Here is a 15,242-nt window from a genome sequence, read left to right on the forward strand (position 1 = left end):
AAAACCTCACTTAATAAGACCTACTTTTACGGCGTGTTTGTAGGCATCACTGCTGCCGCCCAGAATGGTGCCGCCGGCAGACAGGAAACCTTCCTTCTTGGCGGCGCTGGCGCGCATGCGGTCCAGTGTTGCGCCGGCGCGCTGGTTGGTTGCCTGCATGTTGTAGGCATAGGCCTCGCGATGGGCATTGGTGCGAATGTTCAGCGCATCGATCTCACCCATTTTTGCGGTGTCGATAATCGTGTCGAGCGGAGAGCCGAAGGTCAGGTCAACGCCATTGGCGGCCATCGCGGCACGCTGGCGGCCCGCAAGCTGCGCGGTCTGCATGCGTTTCTGCTGCTCTTCCTGCTTGCCGCGCTCCAGCGCGTCCTTTGCCTGTTTGTCGGAAATTTTCGCATTCATTTCCGCAATCTGGGCGTTGTAGTTGCTCGCTGCCGCAGTTGCCTTTGATTGTTGAATTTGTCCGGCGGCACCCATCAGGGTGGACCCGATCATCAACGTCAGTCCAAGATCACACATCGGCTGCCTCCATTTCGAAAAGCCGGAATTGATGCCCGCCAATGTCGACCGGCTCGAGCAGCCGGAAACCCAGCCATTCCAGCCAGCGAATGGAAACCGTGTTGCGGGCATCCACAAAGTTTCTCAGCACGGAATAACGCTGCAACAGTTGGTTTGGCCAACCGCTGGAAATGCGCAGAAAGGCGCGGAAATTTTGCTCCACCGCGTCGGTGCCCAGCAGCCAGGGTGCGCCAACACCGGCCAGAATGTTGATGTCGCCTACGCCGCCCATTACCTCCGGTTTGCCGTCGAAAAGTGCTGTCCAGCAGCAGGAGGATTTCCGGTAGGAAAAGGAGAGGGCGGCAAGCGGTGTGTGGCCGGATGCGGCAAAAACCTCATCACGGTCTGCCTGTCGCATACGTGCGGCAATGCTGGCGACATGGCAGGGTGCAGCCTGGACTATCTCGACATTAGCGGCCAAGGGTCACGTCCGGCATCAAGGCAAGAATGGTCATGGGCAACGGGTCAAACTGCTTCACCCACAGGCTGCCGCTGTTATTCCAATCCCAATAGGGGGTAATGCGCACATCGCCGGTGTAAAGCTGAATGGCCTCGTTCCAGGCCTCGTCACGGCGTTGTTTGTATTCCACCAGCTTGTCGCTGTTGCGGTCACCATCTTCCGGCCCGGTGAATATGCCGCGTGTATTTTCCACACGCATTGTCACTTCACTCACCGTCTTGGCGCGGCCCTGCACGGTGCCAAGGCCCTGCACCTGTCCAAGGTCCAGATCCAGCGTTTCAATCGCTGCCGTCATCGGCAGGCCAATATGCACCTTGGCGGCGGCGTTCTGCAATCTCACTGTTCCACCTGCCACGGCCAGGTTGCGCACCACATTGCCGTCGGCAAGCGCCACCACCTGCTGTCCTTCCAGATGGGAAAGTCCGCTTATCGTCTGCGTTGGCGCACCGCTGTAGGTCAGGCCGCAATCAACGAAAAACGCGTCTTCCACACCGCTGAAGGAACGGGAATGCAGTCGTTCTATGTAACGTTTTGTCTGGCCATTGATGGTCCGGCGTACAATGAAATAGGGAACGTCTTCGCCGTTTTCCTCAATGACAGTCACATCTTCAAAATGGGCGTCGCCGTGAGCGCCGCTTTCATGCCGTGTCCAGGCCCATACATCCTGTTCCTTCATATAGGTCAGGGAAACCAGCGCACCGTCATCCAGTACCACCCACACAATGGAATCCGGTGCCTGGGCATAATCCCATGCGGCAATTTCCCGGTCCTTGAACAGGTGGCGGGCCAGAATGGTCAAATCCTTGCCCACATAGCTGTCCTGCGTATAGTCGTAGGAAAAATCTCTGATGACCCCGCCCAACCGCTGCGCAAACAACACAGTGTTGCCCACGACGATTGGCTGCACACGGGCCGCACCACGGTATCCCTGGTTATCGAGCTTCAAGGCAGAGGGCGAAATCGCATCGGCTGCAGAACCGCCCGTCACGATCCATTCGGAACCGGAGGTCAACAGCAGCAGACCGCGCACTGAAATCATCGAGCGTATTTCGTTGACCTGCCGTGCACGAATACGGAAGGTCACTGCATCGCTGGCCTTGGCCGGAGACGACACGCCGAAATTCTCATAATTGGCCGATTGGCTGAGCCACACCGCCTGCGGATCATTTTTGGTGGAGGCAAAGGCCAGCCGCTGTTCGATAAAGGTCACGCAGCGCGGGTAGCTGCCAGCCTCGTTAAACGGGTTTCGACCGGACTGGGGCGTGTCGGAAAGATCGGGCGTGATGTTTTCATCATCAAAAGAAACACCGGTCGTGCCACCAATATAGCCATACACACCATTGTCGTTGCGGTACACGATGTAACGCACTGCTTTGGGCACAGCGGTCCAGGCCACGCGGTTTATGCCACCTTGCAGTGACAGGTCGTTGACCACAGAACCGGAGGTGGAAGGCAGGCTTTCCTCACCGCTGTCTGCCACGGCGGACACCACGTAACGATAGGTGGTCGCCACATAGCCGGTCTTGCCTGCCGTATTGCCCGGTGCCGTCACGGTAATTGCGCCTGCTGGCGCATTGATCAGCGGCTTGAACTCAACCGGTGTCAGAGTCCAGTTATCGTCCGCAAGGCGGCCAAGTTTTCGCACCGGGTGGTCGACATGGCACAGGTAGAGAACATCGGCTTCCTGAACGAATACCAGATCCTTCACCTCGGCCGATGTGTAGGTCGTCACTACTTCATACGGGGTCGCACCGGAGAGAATGAGACCACCGTCGCGGAAAATCCGTATGTAGGTGTGGCCAAATTCCAGGACATAGGTCTGTTCGGTATTGAACTGGAATTTGATCAGCCGCGCCGATTTTGCGCTGTCGCGTATTTCGTGCACGAACTCAAATCCGGCCCGGTTGGACACGCCGCCATGCGGGTGCACAAATACATTCAGTGCCGTGCGAAGGCCGCTGGTATATTTGGCCAGATCGTTGCGGGCGCCAAGGGCAGGGGAAAGCTCACCGCCGGTGAACGAGGGTTGATAGGCGCGTAAATCAGCCATGGTTGCGCACCGTCAGGAAATCGGTAGACGTGTCGGATGTCTGGCGCACCTGGTTGACATCAGCCTGTTCGGCCGCCGCCTGCATGGTTCTGGCAATGGTCAGCGCATCAGCGCGGATCTTGGGGTCGCGCGTCAACGGCATCGCCAGTCGCACCGCCAGGTGCCAGGAAAGCGCCTCGATGAACAGCGGCGAAAACCGTGTCGGGTCCGTCAGGCGGGAGGTGTAGCGCAAAAGGCAGGGCGACAAATTGCAATACAGCGTGTCACCCTCAATCTCGTAAGGATACTGCGCTTCGCGCTCATGGTGCGCACCGGCAAAGGCCATATCCGGCGCGCCGTCATCTGCCGCGTAAACCGGCCTTATCCAGCACACCTGCAGGCAGTCGGAAGGCCGCATATAGGCGTGTTGCCAAACGCCCGGTTTGACATTGGTTATCTCGCCCAAAGAAAGCGTCTTTCGCGCCGCCTTCCAGGGGTAGGATTGCAACAGCATATCGCGTGTCTGCGTATAAAACTGGTTGCAGGCGCGGGCTTCCGCGCTCTTTTCCGTTAAGTCATTGATGTTGTCTTTGCCCACATTGGAAAGGGCAAGATTGCAAATAGAAACGACTGAAGCCATGGACCAACCTCTTTTGTTGGCCCATGCTTACAAGCGCAATGGTTGGCACGCTGACATCGTGGGAAATAGACAGTTCAAAACCGGGAAAGGGCTCCAGTCAGGCAAAAACGCAAACGTGCCAAATGAAATCGTGACCCGCTGAAAACGGGCCTGATGGGGACAGCCGCAAGCCTTGCTGTCAGACGTAATTGCCAATCTGCCCGATCTTGTACTTGATGTGCAGGTTGGGGATAACGCCAGCCGTGTGCGCTGCGCGGTAGACATCACGTGATACGTGATAAACACCGCCCCAGAACAGGAGGCAGGACAGGGTTGCAATAATGTAGACCTGTAACCGCATTTGCTTATCTTTTCTGATATCTCCGGCAGCATTGTGATGCTGTGCCGTCAATATCTCTCCTCGCCCCAATGTCAATATCTGGCGAAATCCTCCTCCCGCCAGTATTAACCAGAATCATAGCGGTTTATCGGCCAAATTGCACGAATAATATGTGCCAAATTGGCACATACTAAAGAATAGGGTTAGCGTCTAAACTTCATGCGGGCATGATGTTGGTCGCTACACTTAAAGGTTTTTTGCCGCGCAAATGGCATTGTTGGCGGTAACCTCAAAACGTAGCCACGCTGGCACCGGCCGACGCCGGCCTGAACACGGCCTCAAAGGTGCAGGTCTTAGATATCTTCATCCAGCGCCTTGCAAACCTTTTCGCGTTCGATCGGGTCGCTGATGTAGCGTGGATCATAGTCATCGCTACACAGGGAGATGTGTTCGTTCAGACGCCAAAATTTAGGGCCAAATAGCGCAATGACAGCAAACACCGCGAGACAGAGCAGCAGAAACATTATCTTGATAAATCGAACCAAGCGTGCCTCGTGATGTCAGGGTTGCATACAGCAAAACATCAGTTTGATACGCTAAACTTGATCGCAGGTCGCCTTGCTGATCACGACGTCGCCAGCGGGCTTGCTGTCTTCTAACGTTGAAACCAGCCGCAACGTCAAGCCGATCGACAGCATGGCCTTGACGTAAGGTGTCTGGCACCAGTTTTTCTCCATGTCCCGTCTCGTTTTCTCAGACAGATTGGCGGGCACGGTGAAATGTTTGATATATGTCTTATCGTGGTAAGTGGCGTGGGTTAAGGTTACGCCATCGCCCGTCGTTTGCTGGTTCCCGGACAGTTGCCGTGTTTCGTCCGCAGCTTTTTCCTCCATTCTCTTGTCGAAGGATGTGCTCCATTCCTCGCACAATGCGGGATTGGCAGATACCTCTCCCAGGGCCTTGCCCTCGGTGTCTACAAACACGTTCGTCCTCGTCAGGCCCAATTCAAAAAGCAATGTTGGGCTTGTCGAACTACAGGTGTTGAACATCTGAAAATCCATGACGCTTTCACTCAGCGTGAAGTCGGTGCTCGATATCTCATAAACAGATATCAGCCGATCGGCCTCGGCCTCCATGCGTATTAACGTCATGAGATCACTGAGTTGCTGTGGCACTGGGGTTTGCAGCACAATCTGTTTCAGCATTGGTTCGAAGTCGAATCTGCCTGCCTGCCCGTTGCTGCCACTGTTGCTAACAGTGTTGCTGACAGGCTTATCAACCGTGTCACTCGCTGCGTCCTTGGCGGCGTCGCTGCTAGTATCATTTGTACTGTCAATGTTTTGGACTGCGGGTTGCTTCTGGGCAGTCTTTTTGACTGTCATGCCAGTATTATTGGCTGTCGTGCCAGTCTCGGCGGTCTGGCTAGCAACCTCCGAGAGGTGCTTTTCCATGGTTCTGCCGGTGGAAAATAACACAAGCCCGATGAAAACGATGGCAGCATTCGCAATAAACCCGCCTGAGCCAGTCTTTTTCGGGGTCATGGATTTGGCGGACAGAAGAAAGAGGTTCGCAATAGGAATAACAGAGAGAAACCACAGGTTCCTCGTGTCATAGGCGTCATTCGCGCGTGCCGCTGAAAATATGCCAAGCAACCCGCCAGCCAGCGCGGTACACACGAAATAGCTGCCAATTATTTGCCCGGAATAGCCGTCCCGTATCGCAGTCGGCAAATCAGTCAGGATCGAAACGCTGCCGGCCATCAAAACAAACGTAAAACCAAGCGACAGAAAATAGGGGGCTCTGTGCAGCTTCCATTCGAGTTTGGTCGCCGCGACCGCAAGCCCAGCCGAGGCAGCGAATATTGCCCAGACCAGCATATAGGTGCCGGTCTCTCCCAGCGACATTATTTGATATGCCAGTTCTTCCATGCCGCCAGTCCCCAATTCAAGGTTGTGGTAATGCCTTGCCTAAAAAAGTGCAAGACCTTGAAAACAATGGGCTGTTGTCTGGTGATGCGCATATGGTGTGCGGAAAAACAGCTCTTGTGTGCCGGCCGCTTCAATGCAGACCTTGTCAGGGAAATGCAGAATGGTGTGGCAGCACCGTGTTAGCCGAAATAACAACGTGGTCAGCCATATTTCAGGTTGCAATGCAGATTGACTATCGCGCGATCCTGTAGTGTAGATCGGTCGTTATGCCATGTGACGACATGCGATAGGGCAAGCATGTCGCGCAAAATGCTGAGTGGTCTTATGGCTACGGCAGTGTGCGAACAAAGAGAAGTGGCGGGTTGCGCAGACATGATCAGACGCAGCACGTTTTGAGAGAGTTGGGGGCTAAATGAAAAAGTTTGTGATGGTGCTGGCTTGCGGGCTGGCCGTTTCTTCCTGTGCTAAAAGACCTGATGCCATTGTGCCGGTGGACATTCCAATGGCGGCTTATGGCAATCTGGATTGTCAGGGACTTTCGCGCGAATACCTGCAAGAACTTGAAGTTCTGGCAACTGTATCAAAACAGCAAAATGACGCGGCCACGGGTGATGCGTTTGGCGTGTTCCTTATTGGCGTTCCAATGTCCAGCGTGGCCGGTGGAGATAAGGAAGGCAAGGTTGCTGTCGCCAAGGGCAAGGTTAATGCGCTTGAATCCAGCATGAAAGCTAAAGGCTGCAACGTACCTGCTGCGCCGAAGTCTAAAGGCACAAGACCTGCGACGCACAGGACTTAAGATCTGCCATTGGCAATGACGGGCGATGGATTGCAACGCAAATTCATGCCCGTTTACCGCCCGCTGTTTCATTCGGTTGGGCTGGTTTCCCCTATATTCGTTAGTCTTGATGCCTGCGACACCGCGTTTCCGAGCAGGAAAATTCCGCGTGATCTCCCCCTTTACAGGTCCCGATAAAAAGCTAATGTATGCAACTTAAGGGCGATTTATTATTGTCGAAAAAGGTTGTTTACGTGTATTTGAGATTTGTGCGCCAGACATCAATGCCGGGAGCGAGAAGCCGTGAAGGCTTTTTTGTTGCCGCCTATGAATTGTCCAGAAACACCAATCTGGATGAAACCACATATAACCACGTCACCGAACTTCTCGTGTGGTTTGGCGGAAATCTCGCGGCACCCAAAAAGTTCAGCCGCACCACCTCCAAAGGGCATTACCGCCGCATGGACACACCAGGCCTCAGCTGGTTCAAGCCGAGCGCGCAGCTGCATGTGAAAAAGGCGTTTGAACTGAAAGCCTTGCTGGATGAACACGGCCACGCAATCGAGGTCCTCAAGGCCCGCCGCCCGGGTTATGTGGTGTTTGAAGACAGGCACCAGATCGTGGCCGAACCTTTTGCAAATGACCACTGGTTTGCGTAACACATCGCGTTGGTTGGGTATTAGCTGGTGGGTGAGGTCACGCTGAAATAGGCGACAAAGTCCGGGTCGCTGACCCTGTTTCCGGCATCGTCGGTATAGATGCCCGGTTCTGCTCTTTCAAAAACTTCAAGCAACGGCGGCAGGTTAAATTCATCCTCTTCGTCATCACTTTCGGGCTTGAGTGTTATGCCCATGTGGCGATCAACGGTTCTAATGTAGCCGTGAATTTGCTGTTCTCTGGTCACTTTGCCGTCCGGTTCGCGGTAGGTAATGCCAATAACAACCAATGACCCAAGCAGCTCGTCGGCAAACTCCTGATCCCAGTCGTCATCCGTATCTTCCGTATCGTCGGTATCAACCCAGCCTTCGCGCGACATTCCAGATTCCTGTTTTCTGTGCAGCTATATAGGGTTGCATGGTTGCTTGAATTGATCAACCTTTGCGGTTTCAACACCGCCAACGCTCATGCCCGGTTGTTTGCATGTTCTGGCCGGGATAACAAGTCCAACTGCAATCAGGATAATGCAATGCCTCCACTTTCGATCCAACCCCGCATCAAACTGTCCCGTCTGAGGGACATTGGCTGGACCCATTGGGATCCGATCGGCCTGCTGGTGGAGGGAAAACACTGGAATGACGAGGATGTAAAACCGTTTGCAGATGAATATGACAGCTATCTGATTGCTGCTGCCGGAATGCTCAGACGTGGCGCGCCAGATCAGGAGGTCGTAGCCTTCCTGCTGCAGATCGAAACCGATCATATGGCGCTGACAGAACAGCCAGATAGTCTCGCCAGAGCAAAAGCAACCGTTGTCGCCATCAAAGCCGATGATGAGCTCTGGACATATCCCGAATAAACAACTCCTTTACCGGGCAGATCGCCTAAAACGGCTTTAGGCCAACCAGCAGCACGATCACGGCCTCAAGCAGGACAATGGTCGGTGCCGCATGTCGCAAAGTGCCGGGCAGGGTGCGCCCAAGGTCGGCCACAAGACGACGCAAATTGCCGGACAGCGTGCCGTGTATTCCTGACAGCACAAACACCAGGATAAATTTGGCAATGAACCAGCCGCTGGAATACCAGCCACCCATGAATGCCAGTGTCAGCCCCAGTGCCCAAACGGCAAACATGGCCGGTGTGGTCACACGCCGGTCCCAACGGTGAATGGCGGCGAAAAACGCCGGATTGCGTTGCGCACTGTCAGTGCCGGCGGAACGCAGCGTTACCGCAACCACCAGCATGCCGCCCGTCCACAGAATGACGGCAATGATATGCAAAACCCGCAGCCACAAATAGTCCATTGCCCACCACCTTCAAACCGCACCTGTAAGCATCGCCTGTCGGCGCGCTAACATACGCTCATTCATAACGGCGCCAAAGTGTCTCATCGCCGCGTGGCATATTCCGAACTCATGCGGTCGAAAGTTTGCGCCACGTCGCGCACGCCGGTGTGCATCATCTCAAGAAATTTGACTTGTGTTTCACTGTCGGATTTTTCCGGCAGGAATTTTTTGTGAATGAGTATTGTGAGTGCAGCCCATGTAATGGTCACGTCGCTATCAAGAACCTGTCTTCCATGTTTCTTGGCTTCGTAGTTGCGCACTTGTCCCAGCACATTCTCTACTTGCCTGAGATCATCGATCGTCATCACGGTCAGTTTCTGGCCATGCCGTTTGATGAAACCCTTGACCTTTTGTTCGGTGCTTTTGACCTGCAGCAACATGTCGACGAGTGCCTGATATTGTTTTGTATAACGAAAGTCAGGACCACATGCCTGGTCAAAAAATGAGACAGCGCAGAGATAGGCCAGTTGGCATGTCAGCTTCTCCAGAATGAACTGTCGCATACGCGCCATCTCTCTCGTCGTTTGGTGTTGGCTGTCGAGACCACCATCGTCTTTCAGAGAGGGGATAACCTCTGGCAATGCCGCCAGAAAATGCGCGCGTAAACGCGTGACACTTGGAAAACCGGCAACCGCCTGCGCATTCAGCAAATGCAAATACGTCTCGTGCGCGATGAAAATCGTCTCGCCAGGCTCGATCTGATCCGACGCGCCAGGCTCGACCTGATCCAACGCGGCAAGCTTGACCTGATCCGAGGCACTAAGCTTTGGAAGTTCGGGAAGGTATTTCTGGTAAGAATCCCGCAGCAGCAGTGCGTTCGTCAATGCCAGCATCATCCAGCAGAACAGGCCAAGCGACGTGTATGTGAATTCGTACCGCAAGGCGGCAATGGCTCCAAGCCCTCCCGCAGCCACAGTCCAAAGTACAAACCTGCGGTGGACTGGAGAGGTCTTGTTTTTCCTGACCCACAAAATCGGCAGGATTGGGCCGGAATTCAACAACGGCCACACCAGCGGAAGCGCTGAATAGCTCTCTGGTCCCCAGATTTCGCCAGCGATCAAGTACGCTAATTGCAAACTCAGGACAGCCCATGCTGCCATGATGAGATAACTAACGTTTACATTCCCGACATTAAACATTCCGCCCCCAAAGTCTCTCATCGCCGCACCGCATATTCCGAACTCATGCGCAAGAAGGTTTGACCTACCTCGCGCATACCGGTCCGCATCATCTCGAACATCTTGGCCTGCGTGTCACTGTCGAGTTTTTCCGGCAGGAATTGTCTGTGAACGAGTATTGTGCGTGCAGCCCATGTCACGGTCAGGTCGCTATCGAGCACCTGTCTTCCATGTTCCTTGGCGTCGTCGTTGCGCACTTGTCCCAGCACATGCTCCACTTCCCTGAGATCATCAATCGTCATCACGGTCAGTTTCTGGCCACGCCGTTTGATGACACCTTTGACCTCTTGTTCGGTGCTTTTGATCTGCAGCAACATTTTGACGAGCGCCTGATATTGTTTCTTACCGCGAAAGTCAGGGCCGCATACCCGGTCAAAAAACGAGATGGCGCAGAGATAGGCCAGTTGGTATGTCAGCTTTTCCAGCATGAATTGGCGCATACGGGCCATCTCTCTCGTCGTCTGGTGTGGGCTGTTGAGACCACCATCGTCCTTGAGAGAGGGGATAACCTCTGGCAATGCCTCCAGAAAATGCGCGCGTGAACGCATGACACTTGGGAAACCGACAGCTGCCTGAGCACTGAGCAAATGCAGATATTTTTCGTACTCGGTGACGATTTTCTCGAGATGCTCTGTATTTTCCAGTGCTTTAACGAGCTTCTCCAATTCCAACTGGATTATGTAGTCATTCCCTTTCGGCCATTGCAGCGCGCACATGAATGCCATCATCATCCAGCCGAAAAGGCCAATGGCCGTGTAGATAAATTCGTAGCGCAGGGCGACAATGGCTCCAAGCCCACCCAAACCGACAATCGACATTACAAACTGCCGACCGGCAGGGTTTTTCAGGTCGGTACTTACCCAGAGAACCGGCATCAAAGGACCGGACATTAGGCCCAACCATATCCAGATCTTCACAGTAGAACTGTCTGGCCCCCAGTTTTCGATGGCGATTAGGTGAGCCAAAAGCAAACTCAGGACAGCCCATGCTGCCGTCATGAGATAACCAACCCTCACATTCCCGACTTTAAACATTCCGCCCCCAAGCTGCTCTCGGGCAATATGAAGGCTGCTCCTTACAACTTCGGAAACATTGCAAGGGTTTACGCACCACAGCTCGCACATGCCTTTGGCAAAATCCCATGCCAGAATGATAAAAGGCCCGCATTGCTACGAGCCTCATTGTCTGGTTCACGCCGTCGTTCTGGCCTTGGCTCAGAACGATACTTTCCAGGCAGTTTTCACCCAAAGGCTTGGGTCGTTGCCCTGTGTGGAGGCATTCAGCATGAAGGTGGCTGTGCCGCCTGCCACGTCAAATTCCGCACCAACGCCACCGCGCAGCCAAACCCGGTCAGTATCCTGCCCATCAAAGCTAAAGCTGGACAGGCGGATGATTTCGCCTGTGGTGCCTGCCGTCTTGTCTTCAAAGCGGTAGGCCACTTCACCACGTGTCAGCACGCGGAACTGGTCATTCAACGGTGTTACACCGTCGACACCCAAACGCCATACAGTCGCATGGTCTGTGCTTTCGTCGAAACGGGCAGGGAAGCCACCACCGGTTTCGGTGTAGGCATCCATGCGGCTGTGGGCATAGGTCAGGCTGGTATAGGGCGTCATGCTGGTGTCTTGCAGCTTGAAAGCGTCCAGCCAGTCAAACCGCACACGGGCCGCCCAGCTATCCACATCGGTCTTGCCCTGCGAATAATCCAGCGCGCCGCCATTGAGATAACCGCGATCGATATGCAGGCTGGAAGAACCGTAGTAACCGCTGACGGTGGCATAAATCGCGCCAGTAACCGGCAATGTCACCTCAGGAGAAATGAACAGACCCTTCTGGTTGAAGTCGCCACCGGCCTCAAGGTTCTGGTCGGTGTAAAGGCCACCGGCCGCAATGCGCGCGGTAATGCCACCTTCAAAACCATAGGCATAGGTCAGGTCGGTAATCACAAGGCCGCCATTGGATACGTCACTCTTGTCATAACCGCCATCGGTGCTGATCTGCAGATACTGCCTGCCAGCGTCCAGACGGTTGCGCATTGGGTCACCATGCAGGCCGTTCAGCGCGGTGCTCGCCTGGTCAAGGCTGGTGCGGGCAGAAGGGGAACCAGAAAGGCTGCGTGCAAACTGCTCGACATCGATGATGCCGGATCCGGAACGGGCAATATACGCCGACGAATATTCTGTCGTGCCGACAATCACTGTGCCATCGGCGCTGATGCCTGTCGCATTCTGCGTGAAGTCGTGGGACACGCTGACACCGCTATCGCGCAACCACTCTTCAACGGTAATCATCTGGGTTTGTTCGGTCCAGACAAAACCTCTGTTCTGATCATCAGTGGCGGATTCCCCGACAATAATGGAGCCATCCTTGCTAAGCGCATTGGCTTTCGAGAAATGTCCGCCTTCAAGCGTGCCGAGGCTTTCCATTGTGCCGCCTTGCGTCCAGCGAAAAGCACGGTAATTATCACTGGTATTTGCCAAGCCAACGACAACAGATCCATCGCTACTGATCGCCTTGGCAGAGGACGAATACCCGGTTTGCAGACCGCCCAAATCCTGCATGCCACCCTCTGTTGTCCATCGGAAGGCATGGTTCACATTGTCATTGTTTTCAGCCTCACCAACGATGAAAAGTCCATTGTCGCTGATGCCGAGGGCTTTGGAGTTGCCTGAATTGTCGGTTCTAAGTGTGCCGAGCGGCGTTACTGTGCCACCACCATCAGTGGTCCAGAGAAATGCACCTGAGTAACCGCCAATGTCTTGGTAACCGACAACGGCCGAGCCATCACCGCTGACACCAAATGCAAACGACGTTTGTGCGTTAATGCCAGTCAAAGTTTGAATGCCACCGTCTGCCGTCCAGCGAAAAGCAATATTGCCAGACTGCCCGACAATGACCGAACCGTCTGCACTTGCGGCATAAGCTGCGGAGCCTAAGGGTGCGAGGCCGGTTATTCCATCTGCTGCCGTCCAGCGGAACGCGTTACCTACCGAGCTGCCGACGACAGTCTTGCCATCCGCGCTGATGCCAGTAGGACTTGCGTGGTTCCCAACAAGTGCACCAAGCTCTTCATAACCGTCTGGCTCTGGTACTGTGCCGGGAGCAGCTGCCCACGCAGGCGCCATGGTCGCACCAAGAGACAGAGCCGTGGTGGCGGCCAAAGTCAGGAAAAATCTGTGCTGTGCCGCGGAGTGGCGGCGTTTATGGCGGGCGGCGGCGGGCGCGGTGCGGCTCATGAAATGTCCCTAGGAGTTATTTTGCGAAATAAACGACAATCTTAACGCGCAGGACATACTCGAATCATGCGTTTTGATTGTAATTTTCACTCTTTGGGTTGTGAAGCTTAACTCAGGCTTGTGGGCGATTTATTTTACAGCATTTGCGTTGTGCCGCGGTCTGCTTTGGCGCCGGCCACTTTATAGTCCGCGTTGCTTGGTTTTTCTGTAAATTCTGTTGGCGGCACGCCGTCAGCACAACTCAAGCAGGAACCAGAAAGGCGAAATAGGCGGTTGAGCATGCAACCGCCTCATCATTTCGTCAGACCGAACGCGTCAAACCGCCATCCACCTTCAGGTTCTGGCCGGTAATGTAACCGGCGCCTTCGGAAACCAGGAAGGAGATCGTCGCGGCAATTTCCGCACTTGTGCCGTAACGTTTCATAGGCACGGCATCGCGGCGCTGTTCTGTGGCAGGCAGGCTGTCGATCCAGCCCGGCAGCACGTTGTTGATGCGGATGTTGTCACCCGCGTAAGTGTCTGCGTAGATCTTGGTGTAGGAGGCAAGACCGGCACGGAACACCGCAGAGGTCGGGAACATCGCCGCCGGTTCAAACGCCCATGCGGTCGAAATATTGACGATCGCGCCGGACTTCTGGGCCTGCATGATCGGGGTGACCAGCCGCACCGGGCGGATCACATTCATCAGGTACACATCAAGTCCGGTGTGCCATTGTTCATCGGTAATTTCGGTAATCGCCGCACGCGGCCCGTGGCCGGCACTGTTGACCAGCGCATCGACACGGCCCCATTTTTCCATGGTCGCATCAACCAGTCGTTTCAGGTCGTCATTGGACTGGTTGGAACCGGTCACGCCAATGCCGCCCAGTTCGGCGGCCAGTGCCTCGCCCTTGCCGGAGGAGGAAAGAATGGCAACCTTGTAGCCATCGGCAGCAAGCCGTCGGGCCGCTTCTGCTCCGATGCCACTGCCACCAGCGGTGATAATTGCTGTTTTTTCTACTGCCATGGTCGTTTTCCTTCCAGAACATGCGTGTTCATTGATATCAGCTGAAATGGGTTTTATCATCGCAAAGCTTCGGCGAGCTAATCAGTTCTTTTGAATTTTGACTGTAGAAAATCTATCGTATGAACAATCCATCCGGAAAACTTCCTTCGTTGAATGGCCTCAAAGCCTTTGAGGCCGCCGCACGCCATCTGAACTTCCGGCTGGCTGCGGAAGAACTGGGCGTGACGCAGGGCGCGGTTGCCCAGCAGGTGCGCGGGTTGGAGGCCGAGCTTGGTCTACAATTGTTCGAGCGCCTGCCGCGCACGCTGGCGCTGACGGGGGAAGGGCGCGCCTACATTGCCGATATCAGGCGGGCCTTTGAAATCATCACCCGCGCAACGGCGGACCTGCGCCCGCAACCGGTGCGGCTGGCCATCAGCACGACGCCGACGTTTGCTTCCAAATGGCTTATCCCGCGCCTGCCGGAACTGACAGCCCGCCATCCGGAACTGGATATCCACATCGTCGCGACGGACCGTATATCGAATTTCCAGATTGATGGTGTTGATCTGGCCGTCCGCCACGGCGTGCCGCCCTTCGGGCCGGGGCTGGCGTCTCAACTGCTCTTCCGCCAGGAAATCATTGCGGCCTGTAGCCCGCTGGTCCTGCGGGAGCGCGTCGCACCCGCCACCATCGCTGAACTCTCCGCTTTTGCGCTGTTGCAGGACGCCCATAATTTCTGGCCGGAATTTATCGAACAGCATTTTGGTGCCGCTGCTGCCCCGCATGACATGCAGGCCTTCCGCCGCATCAGCTTCAACCAGACATCGCATGCCATTGACGCGGCGGTGGCCGGGCAGGGCATTGTGCTCGCCACGCGCAATTTCATCACAACCGATCTCGTGGAAAAACGTCTGGTGCAGATTGGCCAGTGGGTGCTGCAAGGCCCATCGGATTTTTATCTCGTCTGGCCAAGACACCGCAAATCGGACGCGCTGGATGCGGTGAAAAACTGGATGATCTCAGCCGCCCAGTTGGCAGAATAAGCACCTCCAGCAATCAACACTTACCCGTTCGACAAACAACGTATTTTTCCAGTGTTGACTCATGATTAGGTGCCATACTATATGC

The 15,242-nt window shown here is 54.9% G+C and carries 17 protein-coding genes; 4 read left to right on the plus strand and 13 right to left on the minus strand.

The window, feature by feature from the left end; translation table 11 throughout:
- Positions 1-6: 6 nt before the first annotated feature.
- The 7 genes from ACZ5FM_RS06690 to ACZ5FM_RS06720 all read right to left on the minus strand — a co-directional run bounded on the left by ACZ5FM_RS06690 (position 7) and on the right by ACZ5FM_RS06720 (position 5,934).
- Complete coding sequence (locus tag ACZ5FM_RS06690; RefSeq protein ID WP_464040083.1) at positions 7-519, minus strand: virion core protein, T7 gp14 family; 513 nt, start codon at positions 517-519, stop codon at positions 7-9.
- Complete coding sequence (locus ACZ5FM_RS06695) at positions 512-979, minus strand: hypothetical protein (protein WP_192491283.1); 468 nt, start codon at positions 977-979, stop codon at positions 512-514. Before ACZ5FM_RS06695 ends, ACZ5FM_RS06690 begins: the two co-directional genes overlap by 8 nt.
- Positions 969-3,068 (minus strand): phage tail protein, encoded by a 2,100-nt coding sequence (locus tag ACZ5FM_RS06700; protein ID WP_464040084.1) that lies wholly within the window; start codon positions 3,066-3,068, stop codon positions 969-971. Before ACZ5FM_RS06700 ends, ACZ5FM_RS06695 begins: the two co-directional genes overlap by 11 nt.
- Positions 3,061-3,687, minus strand: a complete 627-nt coding sequence (locus ACZ5FM_RS06705) for a phage connector family protein (protein ID WP_464040085.1) — start codon at positions 3,685-3,687, stop codon at positions 3,061-3,063. Before ACZ5FM_RS06705 ends, ACZ5FM_RS06700 begins: the two co-directional genes overlap by 8 nt.
- Positions 3,688-3,865: 178 nt before the next feature.
- Positions 3,866-4,078: a hypothetical protein gene (locus tag ACZ5FM_RS06710; protein WP_192491286.1), complete on the minus strand. Its 213-nt coding sequence runs from the start codon at positions 4,076-4,078 to the stop codon at positions 3,866-3,868.
- Between the two features lie 281 nt (positions 4,079-4,359).
- Positions 4,360-4,551 (minus strand): hypothetical protein, encoded by a 192-nt coding sequence (locus ACZ5FM_RS06715; RefSeq protein WP_464040086.1) that lies wholly within the window; start codon positions 4,549-4,551, stop codon positions 4,360-4,362.
- Positions 4,552-4,602: 51 nt separating this feature from the next.
- Positions 4,603-5,934 carry a hypothetical protein gene (locus tag ACZ5FM_RS06720; protein WP_464040087.1) on the minus strand — a complete coding sequence of 444 codons (1,332 nt, stop codon included), beginning with the start codon at positions 5,932-5,934 and terminating at the stop codon, positions 4,603-4,605.
- Between the two features lie 412 nt (positions 5,935-6,346).
- Here ACZ5FM_RS06720 and ACZ5FM_RS06725 point away from each other — a divergent pair, with 412 nt between their 5' ends.
- A complete protein-coding gene (locus ACZ5FM_RS06725) occupies positions 6,347-6,730 on the plus strand; it encodes a hypothetical protein (RefSeq protein ID WP_250982557.1) in 384 nt (127 codons plus the stop codon).
- Between the two features lie 233 nt (positions 6,731-6,963).
- The gene (locus ACZ5FM_RS06730; protein WP_464040088.1) at positions 6,964-7,368 is read left to right on the plus strand and encodes a hypothetical protein; all 405 of its coding nucleotides are present in this window, start codon (positions 6,964-6,966) and stop codon (positions 7,366-7,368) included.
- Positions 7,369-7,388: 20 nt separating this feature from the next.
- On the opposite strand, the gene ACZ5FM_RS06735 is transcribed toward ACZ5FM_RS06730, so the two are convergent.
- The gene (locus ACZ5FM_RS06735) at positions 7,389-7,745 is read right to left on the minus strand and encodes a hypothetical protein (RefSeq protein WP_250982556.1); all 357 of its coding nucleotides are present in this window, start codon (positions 7,743-7,745) and stop codon (positions 7,389-7,391) included.
- Positions 7,746-7,895: 150 nt separating this feature from the next.
- On the opposite strand from ACZ5FM_RS06735, the gene ACZ5FM_RS06740 reads away from it, so the two are divergent.
- Positions 7,896-8,225 (plus strand): hypothetical protein, encoded by a 330-nt coding sequence (locus tag ACZ5FM_RS06740; protein ID WP_464040089.1) that lies wholly within the window; start codon positions 7,896-7,898, stop codon positions 8,223-8,225.
- A gap of 25 nt (positions 8,226-8,250) precedes the next feature.
- Here ACZ5FM_RS06740 and ACZ5FM_RS06745 read toward each other — a convergent pair whose 3' ends face one another.
- The 5 genes from ACZ5FM_RS06745 to ACZ5FM_RS06765 all read right to left on the minus strand — a co-directional run bounded on the left by ACZ5FM_RS06745 (position 8,251) and on the right by ACZ5FM_RS06765 (position 14,132).
- Entirely contained in the window at positions 8,251-8,670 is a 420-nt protein-coding gene (locus ACZ5FM_RS06745) for a CopD family protein (protein WP_464040090.1), read from the minus strand.
- Positions 8,671-8,753: 83 nt separating this feature from the next.
- Positions 8,754-9,773, minus strand: a complete 1,020-nt coding sequence (locus tag ACZ5FM_RS06750) for a hypothetical protein (RefSeq protein WP_464040091.1) — start codon at positions 9,771-9,773, stop codon at positions 8,754-8,756.
- Between the two features lie 95 nt (positions 9,774-9,868).
- The gene (locus ACZ5FM_RS06755) at positions 9,869-10,924 is read right to left on the minus strand and encodes a hypothetical protein (RefSeq protein WP_464040092.1); all 1,056 of its coding nucleotides are present in this window, start codon (positions 10,922-10,924) and stop codon (positions 9,869-9,871) included.
- 180 nt (positions 10,925-11,104) lie between these two features.
- Entirely contained in the window at positions 11,105-13,126 is a 2,022-nt protein-coding gene (locus tag ACZ5FM_RS06760; protein WP_464040093.1) for an autotransporter domain-containing protein, read from the minus strand.
- A 301-nt stretch (positions 13,127-13,427) separates the two neighbouring features.
- The gene (locus ACZ5FM_RS06765) at positions 13,428-14,132 is read right to left on the minus strand and encodes an SDR family oxidoreductase (RefSeq protein ID WP_464040094.1); all 705 of its coding nucleotides are present in this window, start codon (positions 14,130-14,132) and stop codon (positions 13,428-13,430) included.
- Between the two features lie 119 nt (positions 14,133-14,251).
- Between ACZ5FM_RS06765 and ACZ5FM_RS06770 the strand changes: the two genes are divergently transcribed.
- A complete protein-coding gene (locus tag ACZ5FM_RS06770; protein WP_464040095.1) occupies positions 14,252-15,157 on the plus strand; it encodes a LysR substrate-binding domain-containing protein in 906 nt (301 codons plus the stop codon).
- Positions 15,158-15,242: the final 85 nt, after the last annotated feature.

Source organism: Agrobacterium sp. 5Ca50 (assembly GCF_055381905.1).